Source organism: Leucobacter chromiiresistens (genome assembly GCF_001477055.1).
Classification (GTDB): Bacteria; Actinomycetota; Actinomycetes; order Actinomycetales; family Microbacteriaceae; genus Leucobacter; species Leucobacter chromiiresistens_A.
The window spans coordinates 1-13,248 of sequence record NZ_LDRK01000036.1; the positions used below are offsets into that span (position 1 = coordinate 1).

A 13,248-nucleotide genomic window follows, 5' to 3' on the forward strand; every position below is an offset into this window, starting at 1 on the left:
GCCCGGGTCGCCTCGGGCGCCGCACTCGCGCTCGGCCTCGCCTGTGCGCTCAGCTCCTGCGCCGCACCGGCCGGCACCGGCGCCGGCGAGCAGCAGGAGGCGGCCCCCGGCTTCCTCGCCGTGGCAGACGACGCACTCGACGGGCAGGGCGCCCTCACCGTGCAGCTCGACTACGACACGAGCGAAGCCGACGGCCTCGACCCGGCGACGGCGCAGACGGCCCGATCCTGGAGCATCATGGGCCTCGTCTACGAGACGCTCGTCACCACCGACGAGAACTTCGAGATCCAGCCCGAACTCGCGACCTCGTGGGAGCAGCCCGACGACACCACCTACGTCTTCACCATCGACACGACCGCCACCTTCTCGAACGGGCGGGCGCTCACGGCCGACGACGTCGTCGGCAGCCTGCAGCGCCAGATCGACAGCGCGAGCGTCTGGTCGGGCCAGATGGGCCCCGTCGAATCGATCGAGGCGACCGGCGACGACCAGGTCACCGTGCGGCTGAGCAGCCCCTACGCGCCGTTCCTCGCGGCGCTCGCGAACACCCCTGCCGCGATCCTGCCCATGCAGGAGATCGCCGACGGCAGCGTCGACCTCACGACCACCATGCTCGGCACCGGCCCCTACGTGGTCGACGCGCACCGCCAGGACGAGTCGTGGACGTTCTCGGCCAACCCGGGGTGGCGCGGGGGCGACGACCTCGCCGTGCAGACCCTCGAACTGCAGATCGTCGACCAGGAGACCACCCGGCAGGCGGCCCTCCGCGAGGGCAGCGCCGGGCTCGCGAACTTCGGCAGCATCGACGCCCTCACGCAGCTCGCCGACGCCGGCGACGTGCAGGTGGTCAACCAGACCCAGAGCGACTTCTACTACCTCAACGTGAACTCCCAGATCGAGGGATCGCCGCTGCAGGATCAGGACGTGCGCTTCGCCATCAACACGGCGATCGACCGTCAGGCCATCGCCGACATCGTGTTCGCGGGCGAATCCGCGCCGACGGGCGTGACTCCGTCCAATCTGCCCGGCGCGTGCGCCGTCGACGCCCTGCCGTCGGAGCAGGCCGACCTCGACGAGGCGCGCGACGTCATCGCGGCGTCGGACGCGGCCGGCACCACGCTCGACCTGATCGTGTACACCTCCGAACCCGTGATGGGGCAGATCGCTCAGCTCGTGCAGCAGCAGCTCGCCGAGATCGGCGTCACCGTCAACATCGAGCAGTTCGACACCGCCACCTACAACGCGCGCGTCTTCACGGCGCAGCCGGGCGACTTCGACCTGTCGCTCGGCTGGTTCGCCGGCTACGTCGATCCGTCGATGGTGACGAAGTGGTGGAACCCGGAGCAGGCGGGCTTCAACGTCGGCTTCACCGGGGTGCACGAGGACCTCAACGAGCTGATCGCCGCGGGCGCCGAGGCGACCGATTCCGCCGAGCGGGAGACGGTGCTCGCCGACCTCTGCGCGAGCGCCGACGAGTACTCCGAGATCGTTCCGCTCGTGCACCGGCCCTCGATCATCGGTTACGACTCGGCCGCGCTCAGCCCGACGATCCAGAGCAACGAGGGGTACGGCGACATCTTCCGCGACATCGCCTCGTACCGCCTCCCGGCGACTCCGGCCTCCGGCGAGTAGCGAGCGACCGGCATGCTGCAGCAGCTCCGATGGTCCGCCGGGCGGGTGGCGAGCGCGCTCGTCACCCTGCTCGGCGTCTCCATTCTCATCTTCGCCGCCGTGAGGCTGATGCCGGGCAGCTACGAGGACATCATCCTCGGGCCCCTCGCGTCGCCCGAGGAGCGCGCGGCGCTCGCCGCGGCCTACGGGCTCGACCAGCCGCTCGTGCTCCAGTACTTCTCCTGGATCGGGCAGATCGCCACCGGCGACCTCGGCACGTCGTTCGTGACGCAGAGCCCGGTGAGCGTCGAGCTCGGCGCGCGCATCCCCGTCACGGCGCTGCTCACCGCGATGGCGCTGGCCATCACCGTGGTGATCGGGATCCCGCTCGGCGTGTGGACGGGCGTGCGCTCGGGCGCGCACCGCGGCGGGGCGGTCGGCCGCATCGTCTCGGGCCTCGGCATCAGCGTTCCGGAGTTCGTGCTCGGCAGCGTGGTCGTGTTCGTGTTCTCGCGGCTCGCCCTCGGCATCCAGGTCGGCGGCTTCTCGCGCGTCGGCACCGGTTTCGGCCCCACGTTCCAGGCGCTGCTGCTCCCGGCCGTCGTGCTCTCGGTGTTCTGCGTCGCGGCAGCGGCGCGCACCACGCGGGACGCCGTGATGAACGTGCTCGTCGAGCCGCACATCGCGGCGGCGGTGGCGCGCGGCGAGACGCCGTGGCACATCGTGCGCCATCACGTGATGCGCAACGCGGGCATTCCGATCCTCACGCTCCTCGCCACGATCACGGCCTACCTGCTCGGCGGCGCGGTGATCGTCGAGACCATCTTCAACATCCCCGGCCTCGGCTCCTTCATGGTGACGGGCCTCGACCGCCGCGACTTCGCCGTGGTGCAGGCGTCGGTGCTCTTCGCGGCGACCGTGTTCATCGTGGTGAGCCTCGTCCTCGATCTGATCACGAGCGCGCTCGATCCGCGGGTCGCCGTCACCGGGAAGGCAGGATCATGACGACGTACTCCCTCCCCCTCGTCCGTCGCAAGCGGGCCGCGTCGGTGCGCCCGCCGAGAGACGGGCTGTTCATCGCCTCGATCGCGACGCTCGCGGCGATCGTCGGCATCGCGGTGGTCGCGGCGGTCGTGCCGTTCGCCGGCGATCCCGCGAAGATCGTCGGTCCGCGGCTGAGCGCGCCCTCCGGTGCGGCGCTGCTCGGCACCGACGCCCTCGGCCGCTCGGTGCTCGCGCGGCTGCTGGAGGGCATCGGCACGACGCTGGTGCTCTCGGCCGTCGCGGTGCTCTGCACGGCCGTCATCAGCGTGATGCTCGGCATGATCGCGGGCTACCTCGGCGGCTGGACGCGCGAGGGCGTGATGCGGTTCGTCGACGTGCTCTACTCCTTCCCGTCGATCGTGCTCGCCATTCTGATCGCCGCAGTCGTCGGTCCGGGCCAGGTCGCGGCGCTGGCGAGCATCGTGCTCGTGACGGTGCCGCTGATGACGCGCATGGTGAGCGCCGCGTCGATGGCGGTCGCGAAGCGCGACTTCGTGACGACCGCCCAGATCAGCGGCGTCTCGGCGCCGGTGATCCTGTTCCGCCACGTGCTGCCGAACATCAGCGGCACGATCGCCGTGCAGGGCACGTACGCGCTGTCGGTCGGCATCCTCGTCGAGGGCGGCCTGAGCTTTCTCGGGTACGGCGTGCAGCTGCCGCAGTCGTCGCTCGGACTGCTGATCCAGGAGGGGTCGAGCTACATGGTGCAGGCGCCGTGGCTGCTGTTCGCCCCCGCGGTCGTGCTGGTGCTCGCGATTCTCGCGATCAACCTCGTGGGAGACACGCTGCGCGACCGCCTCGACCCCCGCGAGACGAGGAGCCTCGTATGACCGCTCACGAATCCGCCCCATCGGTATCGGTGTCGGGCCTCAGCGCCGAGTACCGCACGCGCCTCGGCGTGACGCGCGCGCTCGACGACGTGTCGCTCGACATCGCCCCCGGCGAGCTCGTCGCCGTCGTCGGCGAGTCCGGATCGGGCAAGACGACGATCTCCCAGGCGATCGGGCGCATGCTGCCCCGCTCGTGCCGCATCACGGCGGGCGAGGTGCGCGTGCTGGGGCGCGACCTCGCGTCGCTCGGCCCCGACGAGGTGCGCCGCGTGCGGCGCGAGTCGCTCGGCTTCATCCCGCAGGATCCGATCGCGTCGCTCAACCCGACGATGCGCATCCGGCGGCAGCTGGAGCTCGCCCTGGCGCCGCTCGGCCGGCCGACCGATGCCGACTCGCTGGTGGAGCTGCTGCGCAGCGTGCGCATCCTGGAGCCCGAGCGCGTGCTCCGGCTCTTCCCGCACGAGGTCTCGGGCGGCATGGCGCAGCGCATCGCGATCGCGCTGACCATCGCGCGCGAGCCGAGCATCCTCATCGCCGACGAGCCCACGGCGTCGCTCGACGCCCAGGTGCGCGACGAGATCCTCGAACTGATCGTCGCCTTCGTGCGGCGCTCGGGTGCGAGTCTCATCTGGATCAGCCACGACCTCGGCGCCGTGCGCCGGTGGTGCGACCGCGTGGTCGTCATGCACCGCGGCGCGATCGTCGAGTCGGGGCCGACGGCGCGGGTGCTCGACGCCCCCGAAGCCAAGTACACGCGCACGCTCGTGGCCGCCATCCCGGCGCGCCCGCGTGCGAGCCGCGAAGGGGAGGAGCGCGCATGAGCGTCGCAGCTGAGAACGCCGTACTGGAGATGCGCGGCGTGAGCGTGTCGTTCACGTCGGGGGCGGGCGCGAAGCGGCGCACCGTGCGGGCCATGAACGAGGTGAGCCTGAGCGTCGCGCCCGGCGAGACCCTCGGCCTCGTCGGCGAATCCGGATCGGGCAAGACCACGACCGCGGCCGTCGCACTGGGGCTGCGCGCCCCCGACAGCGGCGACGTGCGCCTGCTCGGGCGGCCGATGAGCCGCTCCCGCCGGGCGACCGCGGGCAAGATCCAGGCCGTGCTGCAGCACCCGCACTGGTCGCTGAACCCGCGCCGCCGTGTGGGCGAGTCCGTGCGCGAGCCGCTCACCGTGGCGCGCCGCGATCTCGACCGGGAGCAGCAGCGCACGCGCGTCGGCGAGATGCTCGAGCACGTCGGCCTGAACCCGGGCTTCGCCGACCGCTACCCGCACGAGCTCTCGGGCGGGCAGCGGCAGCGGGTCTCGGTCGCACGCGCGCTCGTCACCGAGCCCCGCTTCATCGTCTTCGATGAGGCGGTGAGCGCGCTCGACGTCGCGGTGCAGATGCAGATCCTCGCGCTGATCCGCGAGCTGCAGCAGCAGCACCGCTTCGGCGCCCTCTTCATCTCCCACGACCTGGGAGCCGTGCAGCGGGTGGCGGATCGGGTCGCGGTGCTGTTCCGCGGCGACCTCGTCGAGACCGCCGGCACCGCGCAGTTCTTCGCGGCCCCGTCGCATCCCTACTCGCAACAACTCCTGGAGACTCTGTGAACACCGCATCCCACGACCAGCACGCGCCCGACCAGTCCACCGGGCACGGGCCCGCACCCGTGCCCGCGCACGCGCTCGCCGCGTTCGACCGCGGCATCGCCGTCGACCCGGCCCCGCGCCTCGCCGGCACACCCGTGTTCGGCGGTCCCGGCAACGACGACTTCGCGCTCGTTCCCGTGCGCAGCGAGGGTCGCGAGCGACTCGCCTTCGACTTCCCCGGGGTGCGCGTCGGCTCGGCGCACTACGCCGAGGGGCCGACCGGCGCGACCGTGATCCACCTGCCCGCCGGTGCGCGCACCGCGGTCGACGCCCGCGGCGGCGCGGTGGGGCTCTCGGGCGGCTACGACTTCAACCACGCCATCTGCCTCGCGGGCGGCTCGGTGTACGGGCTCGAGGCGGGCGCCGGCGTGAGCGACGCGCTGCTCGAGCGGTTCGAGAACCGCACCGGTTTCGCCGACCTGCAGCTCGTCTCCTCGGCGATCATCTACGACTTCTCGGCGCGCTCCACGTCGGTCTACCCCGATCGGGAGCTCGGCCGGGCCGCGTTCGAGTTCGCGGTCGAGGGCGAGTTCGCGCAGGGGCGCGCCGGCGCGGGCATGAGCGCGTCGTCAGGCAAGGTCGATTGGGAGCGCACCGAGATCACCGGGCAGGGCGCGGCGTTCCGGCAGATCGGCGACGTGCGCATCCTGGCGATCGTCGTGCCGAATCCGGTCGGCGTCATCCTCGACCGGGCCGGGCGCGTGGTGCGCGGCAACTACGACGCCGCCACGGGGGAGCGCCGACACCCCGTGCACGACTACGCGGAGGCATTCGCCGAGCACCGGGCGGCCGAGACCCAGGCGGGCAACACCACGATCAGCGCGGTCGTCACGAACGTGAAGATGAGCGCGGTCGAGCTGAACCAGTTCGCCAAGCAGGTGCACAGCTCCATGCACCGGGGCATCCAGCCGTTCCACACCGACATGGACGGCGACACGCTCTTCGCGGTCACCACCGACGAGATCGACCTGCCCGCGAGCCCCGGCTCGTCGCGGGGCCGGCTGTCGGTGAACGCCACCGCGCTCGGCGCGATCGCCTCCGAGGTCATGTGGGATGCGCTGCTCGAGGCGGCGAAGTAGGGGATGGCGATGGAGATCATCACCGCAACTCTCACCGGGGTGTGCCCGCGCGAGCGCGGCGAGGAGCTCGGCACGCGCTTCGGCGTCGAGATCCGCGAGGCCGTCGACGGATACCTCGGGTTCTTCGCCGTGCGCGGGCTCGCCGAGGCCCGGGTGCGCGAGATCGCGGAGAGCTGCTTCGCCGCGCTCCGGGCCTGGGCGCCGAACCTCGCCGACGAGCTCGAGGCGACGGCGCTCGCCGCCGACGTGCCGCTCTGGCGGCTCGCGGCCCTGAACGCGCGCACGGAGGTGCTGGCCGTCGTCGCGCCCGACGCGGAGGGGGAGTGCTCGACCGCGGTGTTCGCGCCGGCCGGGTGGGCGCCGCCCGAGAGCATCCAGACGTGGGACTGGCACGAGCATCTGTGCCGGGTCGGTCTCGTCGTCTCGTACGCGCCGGATGCGCCGTGGCGCGAGGCGGCAGCCGGGGGCGCAGCGCCCGCCGCCGCAGCGCCCGCCGCCGCGCCGCTCACCGCGCGCGCCTCGGCCGGCGTGGGCCGGGTCGCGATGTTCACCGAGCTCGGCGTGCTCGGCAAGATCGGGGTGAACGACGCAGGCCTCGCCGTGCACTTCAACATCCTGCATCACGCGTCCGACCGCGGCGTCGGGGGCGTGCCGGTGCACGCGATCGCGCGCCGGGTGCTCGACGAGGCGACCACGGTCGACGAGGCGGAGGCGATCATCCGCTCGGCTCGGGCGAGCGCCTCGACCGTCATCACGGTGCTGGCGCGCGGCGAGGCCGAGCATCGCGCCGCCTGCTTCGAGATCTCCTCGGAGCGCGTCGCGGCGGTGCGCCCCGACGCGGAGGGGTGGCTCGTGCACACGAACAACTTCCTGGCGCCCGAGCAGCTGCCCGGCGAGGCGACGCGCGACGCGTCGACGACGTACACCCGCCTCGAGCACGTGCGTGCGCAGCGCGCCCGCATGGCGGGCCTCTCGATCGAGCAGCGGGCCCGCGAGATGGTGGGCGCGGCAGGGGCGCTCGCCCCGGTCTGCTTCCGCCCCGATCCCTCGGAGCCGTTGCACGAGCAGTGGTCGACGCTGCTCACGGTCGGCTTCGACCTGGTCGCGGGCGAGCTGGAGTACTACCCGGGCTCGCCCGTCGCTCTGGCCGAGCACGGCGCGCGCCGGTTCGGCTGAGGTCCGGGTCCGGCTCCGGGCCCGGGGCCAGGTCCAGATCCAGGGCCCCGCTTCCGTGCGGGATCCGGCTTCGGTGGGACGTTCGGCGCGCCGTCCGTCTCACCGAAGCCGAATCGCTCACCGATGCGCGGGCGTCCCGTCCACGTACGTCGCCACGACGTCGATCTCGGCGAGCTCCAGTGCCGAGGCGGCGAGCGGGTCGGCGCCGAACACGGTGAACGCCGCTCGCGCTCCGGGGCGGATCACGCCCTCGTCGTCCGAGCCGATGGCGCGCGCCGCGTGCGAGGTGTAGCCCTCGAGCGCCTGGCGCACGGTGAGCGCCTGCTCGGGCTGAATGGGGGCGAGTTCGGGGCGCGCCACCGGGAAGCGCAGGATCGACTCGGCCATCATCACCCGCGGGTCGTACGGCGTGACCGGCCAGTCGCTGCCGAGCGCGAGCACGGCGCCCGTGTCGCGGATGTCGCGGCAGCGCCAGCCGTGCGCCGCGCGCTCCTCGCCGAGGCGCACCGACCAGTTGTCGGTGCGGTCGGCGCGCGTGTGCCGGGTTCCGTGGATGGGCTGCATGCTGGCGGCGACGCCGAGCCGGCCGAAGCGCGGCACCGTGTCGTCGGGGATCGTCTCGATGTGCTCGATGCGATGCGCGGATCGCCGGGCGGTGTCGCCGAGCGACTCGATGGCGTCGAGCACGAACGCGACGCCCTGATCGCCGATCGCGTGCGTCGCCGTCGCGATCCCGCGCTCGGCGAAGAAGCGCAGCGCCTCGCGGTAGGCCTCGGGGTCCGTCCAGATGGAGCGGCGGCCCTGCCCGTAGCAGTCGGGCTCGTGCAGCCAGGCCGACCCGTTGTCGACCGTGCCGTCGATCATGAACTTCACGCCCTCGACGCGCCACCTGCGGCCGTGCTGGCCCTGCACCGCCGCGATCCGCTCAAGCGCCTCCCGCGTCGATCCCGGCGGCACCATCGGCGAGAAGCGGAGCCGGATCGGCAGGTCGCCGCGCGACTCCAGAATCTCGAGCACCTCGCGGCTGCCGGGGTGGAAGTCCATGACGTGCGTGCCGGTGATGCCGGTCGCCGCCATCCCGTCGAGCACGACCGCGAGGCGGTCGGCGAGCTCCTCGTGGCTCTCCGCGGGGATGCGCTCCAGCACGAGGTCCATGGCGGCGAGCTCCAGCAGGTACCCGGTGGGCGCGCCGTGCTCGTCGACGCCGACGGCCGACTCGTCGGGGAAGGTCTCGCGGCCGGTGAGGCCGATCGCCTCGATGCCGGCGCTGTTGATCACCGCGGAGTGCGCGTCGCGCAGGCGGAGGAAGGCGGGGTGGCCGTCGGCGGCCTCGTCGAAGAGCCTGCCGGTGAACCCGGTCTCGGTGAAGAGGTTCGGGTCGGTGCCCCAGCCGAAGATCCACGTGCCGGGGGCGGCGTCGGCCGCCGCGGCGGCGATGCGATCCTGCGCTTCGGCGAGCGTCAGGTCGGTGAGCTGCACGCCTCGGGTCAGCTCGAGCCCGAAGACGATGTGCGTGTGGCCGTCGACCAGGCCCGGCACCAGCGTCGCCCCCGGGTGCTCGTCGATCACGGTGCCGTCGCCGATGTGCGCGCTCAGCTCCTCGCGCCGCCCCACGCCGATGACGCGGCCGTCGCGGATGGCGACGGCGTTGGCGGCGGCGTTCGTGCCGGCTCCGTCGGGGGTCTCCGTGAACGTGTGGACGCGGTCTGCGACGACCAGCCGGTCGGCGATGCCGGTGTCTGCTGCGGGGAGCTGGGAGGGGGATGCGTGGGTCATGCGGGTCTCCGGATCAGTGCTGCTGGACGGGTGCGGTGTCGGGCTGCGCCGCGGCGGCCTTGACGACGGGCACCGCGGTGGTGTTGCCCTGCTCGAACTTGCGGCTGCGTCGTGCGATGACGAAGAGCGCCGCGGCGAAGATCGCGCTGGGGATCGTCACGGTGACGGCGTACTGCAGCGGCGTGAGCAGGCCGACGAGCTGGCCGCCGACGAGCGGGCCGAATGCGACCCCCGCGAGGTAGAAGCCCGAGACGAGCACGCCGGTGCGCCCGGTGACGTCCATGATCGCGGCGAGCCCGGTGTAGAGCACGAGGATCGCGCCGTACATGACGCCCCAGACGAGGATCGCCACGGTGTACGCGACCGGCGTCGTGCTGGTGACCATGATGAACTTGGTGATCGTGCTGATCGCGATGATGAGCGCGAACGACCAGCTGCGTCCGAGCCAGCGCAGAGCGAGGGGTGCGAGCAGTGCGCCGACGAGCCCCCCGAGCACCTTGCCCGCGAGCAGCGAGCTGTTCGTCTCGGGGCTGATGTCGGACTGCTGCGCGAGCACGCTGGTCATCGAGTAGACCATGTCCTCGGTGAGCGACCAGAGCAGGATCGACACGGCGAAGACGAGCGCGGCGGCGCCGACGGTGCGTCGCACCCGCCCGTCCGCGGTGTCGACGGCCCCGGTCGCGTCGAGTGCGCTGGCCGGGAGGTTGGGCAGGCCGCCGGCGAGGAGGAGGCCGAGGACGCCGAGCGCGGCGATCACGATGAGCACGGTGCGCAGGTCGTTGTGGAAGATCGGGGCGATCGCGAGGAGGGCGGCGGCGCCGAGCCGGTTGATCACCATGATGCTGGTGACGGTGCGGTCGGGGTTGCGCGTCGATGAGGCCGCGGCGGTGCCGGTGGCGATCATGATGCCGGCGCCGATGCCGCCGACGATGAGGCCGATCATCACCGCGGGGGTGGTGAGGACGGCCGCCGGGAAGCCGTAGCCGAGCACCATGAGCACGAGGCCGATGCGGCCGAGCTTCGGGCGGTCGGCGCGGGCGATGAACCGGTTGGTGACGAACATGGCGAGCGCCGATCCCGCCGTCATGCCGGTGGCGAGCGCGCCTGCGGCGGCGATGTCGACGCCGAGATCCTGCACCATCGCGGCGATGAGCACGGGCACGAGGTTCGCCGCCATGAGCGCGAAGACCCAGGTGCCGACGAAGCCGAAGACGACTCTGCCGGTGAGAGCGGCGAGGCCGCTCGCGGCGGCGTTCGGGGGCGAGATGTTCGACATGGGACTCCTTCGTCGCGTGCGGTGGATCGAGCTCTGGGGGCGCACGGGCTGCGCCGCGATGCTCGTGCGGTGCTCGTGCGGTGCTCGTGCGGTGCTGGTGCGGGAACGTTCCCGCAGCGTCAGCAAATATACGGGCCGCCCGCCCGTCGCGCAACTCCCCGGCGCACCGCACGCGCCCGCCGCGCCTACACTGAGGCTATGGCGAGCAGCGTTCCGGGTGTGACGATCGTCGACATCGCGCGGGCGCTCGGCATCTCGAAGACCGCGGTCTCGGCCGCCCTCCACGGGAGCGGGCGCGTCTCCGAGGCCACGCGCTCCCGCGTGCTCGCCCAGGCCGAGGCGATGGGGTACGTCTCGAACCGCGCAGCGCAACGGCTGCGCGGCGGGAGGCACGGCGCCATCGGTCTCAGCGTGCCGCACGACGTGCGCGAGCTCTCGTTCTACATGGAGCTCGCGTTCGGCGCGGCAGCCGCCGCCTCGGAGGCCGGAAGCGACCTCCTGCTCCTCGCCGATACGAGCCCCGGGGCCGCCCGCAGACCCAGCACGGACGGCGTGATCGTCGTCGATCCCACGCCCGCCACGTTTCCGCGCCTGGTGGAGCGCGTCGGTCCGGTTCCCCTGGTCTCCGTCGGCGAATACGTCGGCCCCGATCAGGATCGCGTCTCGGCCTGGATCGCGGCCGACCATCGATCGCTCATCGCCGAGGCGCTCGACGCGCTGACCGACGAGGGGGTCGTCGCGCCCGCGCTCGTCGCACTGCCCGCCGACCGCGAGCCCGCCTGGGCGCACGACGTGTCCGAGGGCTACCGCGCCTGGTGCGCCGCCCACGGGGCGTCGCCGCTGCTGCTGCGGTCGGTGCTCGACCCCTCCGAAGCCGAGCTGCGCGCCACGATGCAGCGGGCCGTCGACGCCCGCTGCGACGGCATCGTCTGGGTGGCCCAGGGCCTGGTGCTGCGCGCGCTCGCCGCGCAGTCGACCGAGGCATCCGCTGCGATCCCCGCACCGCGACTCACCATGGCGACGATGGCCGCCGAGCCCGGGGCTCCGGGGGTCACCGGGGTGGATCTCCGGGCCCGCGAGTACGGGCGCTCGGCTGTCGGACTGCTCCTCGGGGTGCTCGACGGAGCCGTCGCCCCCGGCACGCACGAGGTGCACGACGCCCGGGTGATCCGGCCCGCGTGACTCACGCCGCGGCGAGCAGCTCCCGCACCCGAGGCATCACCGCTGCTGCGTAGAGCTCGATGCTCTCCATGAGCTGCCGGTGGGGCATCGTGCCGTTGGCGTACTTGAGGTCGAACCGGTCGGCTCCGAGTGCGCGCACCGTCGCCGCGATGCGCTGCGCGACGGTCTCGGGCGACCCGACGTAGAGCGACCCGGTGTCGGCCTCGCGCTCGAACTCGGCGCGCGTGGTGCGCGGCCAGCCCCGTTCGGCCCCGATGCGGTTGCGATTCGCCTCGAAGTGCGGCCAGAGCTGCTCCCGAGCCTCCGCGTCCGTCGCTGCGACGTGCCCGGGGGAGTGCACGCCGAGCGGCATGGGAGGGCGACCGATTTCGGCCTGCGCCCGCCGGTACAGGTCGGCGAACGGGGTGAATCGAGCGGGATCGCCGCCGATGATGGCGAGCATCATCGGGATGCCCGTGCGCACCGAGCGCACCACCGACTCGGGGCTGCCGCCGACCCCGATCCAGGCGCGCACGCCGTCGGGCTGCTCCGTCTTCGGGTAGACGTGCTGATCGACGAGCGGGGAGCGGTGCCGGCCCGACCACGTCACCGGACCCTCCTCGCGCAGTCGGGCGAAGAGGTCGAGCTTCTCGGAGAACAGCGCCTCGTAGTCGTCGAGGTCGTAGCCGAAGAGCGGGAACGATTCGATGAACGATCCGCGGCCGAGCACCGCCTCGGCACGACCCGAGCTCACCGCGTCGAGGGTGGCGAAGCGCTCGTACACCCGCACGGGGTCGTCGCTCGAGAGCACGGTCACCCCGGTGCCGAGCAGCATCCGCTCGGTGCGCCCCGCGATCGCGGCGAGCACGATCTCGGGCGACGTGAGCGCGAAGTCGTCGCGGTGGTGCTCGCCGAGCGTGATCGCGTCGACGCCCAGGCGGTCGGCGAGCACCGCCTGCTCCACGACGTCGCGCAGCACCTGCGCGTGCGTGGCGCGCTCGCCCGCGTCGTCGACGGTGACGTCGCCGAACGTGTCGAGGCCGAGGATGAGCTGGTCGGGGGTGGCGCCGGCGACGGCGCGGAGTGCGGTCATGCCGGTGGCAACGCTGCGCGGACGCCCGCTATTCCGCGGGGCGGGCGGCGCGATGGCGCTGGCGGGCGGCGCGGTGGGGCGCCGCGACTACCCGCGGCGGCTCGACGTGATGAAGCCGATGGCGGCGGCCGCGACGCCGAAGACGGCGGCCCAGACCCAGTACACGCCGAGCGCGAGGAGCGCGGCGACGGCGGCGGCGATGAGGCAGAGTTCGAACAGCGCCTGCGCGAAGCGGTCGACGCGCAGCACCGGCTTCGGCGAGAGGAAGAGCGCCCACAGCAGCACGGCGAGCACGAACAGGCCGAGGCCGGTGAGGATGCCGGGGAACGGCAGCGGCCAGGCGAGGAACCCCCACACCGTGACGATCACGATGGCGGCGAGCTGGAAGAGGCCGCGCGCGAGCTGGAGCGCCGGGTGGGCGGTGTGCGGGGCGGGTGCTGGGGAACTACTGGTCACCGGCCCAGTCTACCGTTCGCCTGCAAGCCGTCTCCCCTTCCGTCCCCTCCCCTCCCCGTGCGAGCGGGGTCACTTCTGGTGGGTGTTGTCAGTGCGACACCCACCAGAAGTGACCC

At 72.7% G+C, this 13,248-nt stretch carries 12 protein-coding genes; 8 read left to right on the top strand and 4 right to left on the bottom strand.

What is annotated here, in order from left to right; all coding sequences use genetic code 11:
• From NS354_RS07170 to NS354_RS07200, 7 genes are all read left to right on the top strand, one after another.
• Positions 1-1,632: ABC transporter substrate-binding protein (locus NS354_RS07170; protein ID WP_058593887.1), on the top strand; the 1,632-nt coding region annotated here is incomplete at its 5' end.
• Between the two features lie 12 nt (positions 1,633-1,644).
• Entirely contained in the window at positions 1,645-2,616 is a 972-nt protein-coding gene (locus NS354_RS07175; protein ID WP_058593888.1) for an ABC transporter permease, read from the top strand.
• Positions 2,613-3,485: an ABC transporter permease gene (locus NS354_RS07180; RefSeq protein WP_058593889.1), complete on the top strand. Its 873-nt coding sequence runs from the start codon at positions 2,613-2,615 to the stop codon at positions 3,483-3,485. The genes NS354_RS07175 and NS354_RS07180 overlap by 4 nt, the downstream gene beginning before the upstream one ends.
• Positions 3,482-4,306 (top strand): ABC transporter ATP-binding protein, encoded by an 825-nt coding sequence (locus NS354_RS07185; protein ID WP_058593890.1) that lies wholly within the window; start codon positions 3,482-3,484, stop codon positions 4,304-4,306. Before NS354_RS07180 ends, NS354_RS07185 begins: the two co-directional genes overlap by 4 nt.
• The gene (locus NS354_RS07190; protein WP_058593891.1) at positions 4,303-5,076 is read left to right on the top strand and encodes an ABC transporter ATP-binding protein; all 774 of its coding nucleotides are present in this window, start codon (positions 4,303-4,305) and stop codon (positions 5,074-5,076) included. The genes NS354_RS07185 and NS354_RS07190 overlap by 4 nt, the downstream gene beginning before the upstream one ends.
• A complete protein-coding gene (locus NS354_RS07195; RefSeq protein ID WP_058593892.1) occupies positions 5,073-6,194 on the top strand; it encodes an endo-type 6-aminohexanoate oligomer hydrolase in 1,122 nt (373 codons plus the stop codon). The genes NS354_RS07190 and NS354_RS07195 overlap by 4 nt, the downstream gene beginning before the upstream one ends.
• Before the next feature lie 9 nt (positions 6,195-6,203).
• Positions 6,204-7,370 carry a C45 family autoproteolytic acyltransferase/hydolase gene (locus NS354_RS07200; RefSeq protein WP_058593898.1) on the top strand — a complete coding sequence of 389 codons (1,167 nt, stop codon included), beginning with the start codon at positions 6,204-6,206 and terminating at the stop codon, positions 7,368-7,370.
• 117 nt (positions 7,371-7,487) lie between these two features.
• Here NS354_RS07200 and NS354_RS07205 read toward each other — a convergent pair whose 3' ends face one another.
• Complete coding sequence (locus NS354_RS07205) at positions 7,488-9,146, bottom strand: amidohydrolase (protein WP_058593893.1); 1,659 nt, start codon at positions 9,144-9,146, stop codon at positions 7,488-7,490.
• Positions 9,147-9,159: 13 nt separating this feature from the next.
• Entirely contained in the window at positions 9,160-10,422 is a 1,263-nt protein-coding gene (locus NS354_RS07210; protein WP_058593894.1) for an MFS transporter, read from the bottom strand.
• A 198-nt stretch (positions 10,423-10,620) separates the two neighbouring features.
• Here NS354_RS07210 and NS354_RS07215 point away from each other — a divergent pair, with 198 nt between their 5' ends.
• Positions 10,621-11,604 (top strand): LacI family DNA-binding transcriptional regulator, encoded by a 984-nt coding sequence (locus NS354_RS07215; protein ID WP_058593895.1) that lies wholly within the window; start codon positions 10,621-10,623, stop codon positions 11,602-11,604.
• Between the two features lies 1 nt (position 11,605).
• Here NS354_RS07215 and NS354_RS07220 read toward each other — a convergent pair whose 3' ends face one another.
• Together NS354_RS07220 and NS354_RS07225 are read right to left on the bottom strand one after the other, a co-directional pair.
• A complete protein-coding gene (locus tag NS354_RS07220) occupies positions 11,606-12,676 on the bottom strand; it encodes an LLM class flavin-dependent oxidoreductase (RefSeq protein WP_058593896.1) in 1,071 nt (356 codons plus the stop codon).
• Positions 12,677-12,763: 87 nt separating this feature from the next.
• Positions 12,764-13,132 (bottom strand): DUF2568 domain-containing protein, encoded by a 369-nt coding sequence (locus tag NS354_RS07225; protein WP_058593897.1) that lies wholly within the window; start codon positions 13,130-13,132, stop codon positions 12,764-12,766.
• Between the last annotated feature and the right edge of the window lie 116 nt (positions 13,133-13,248).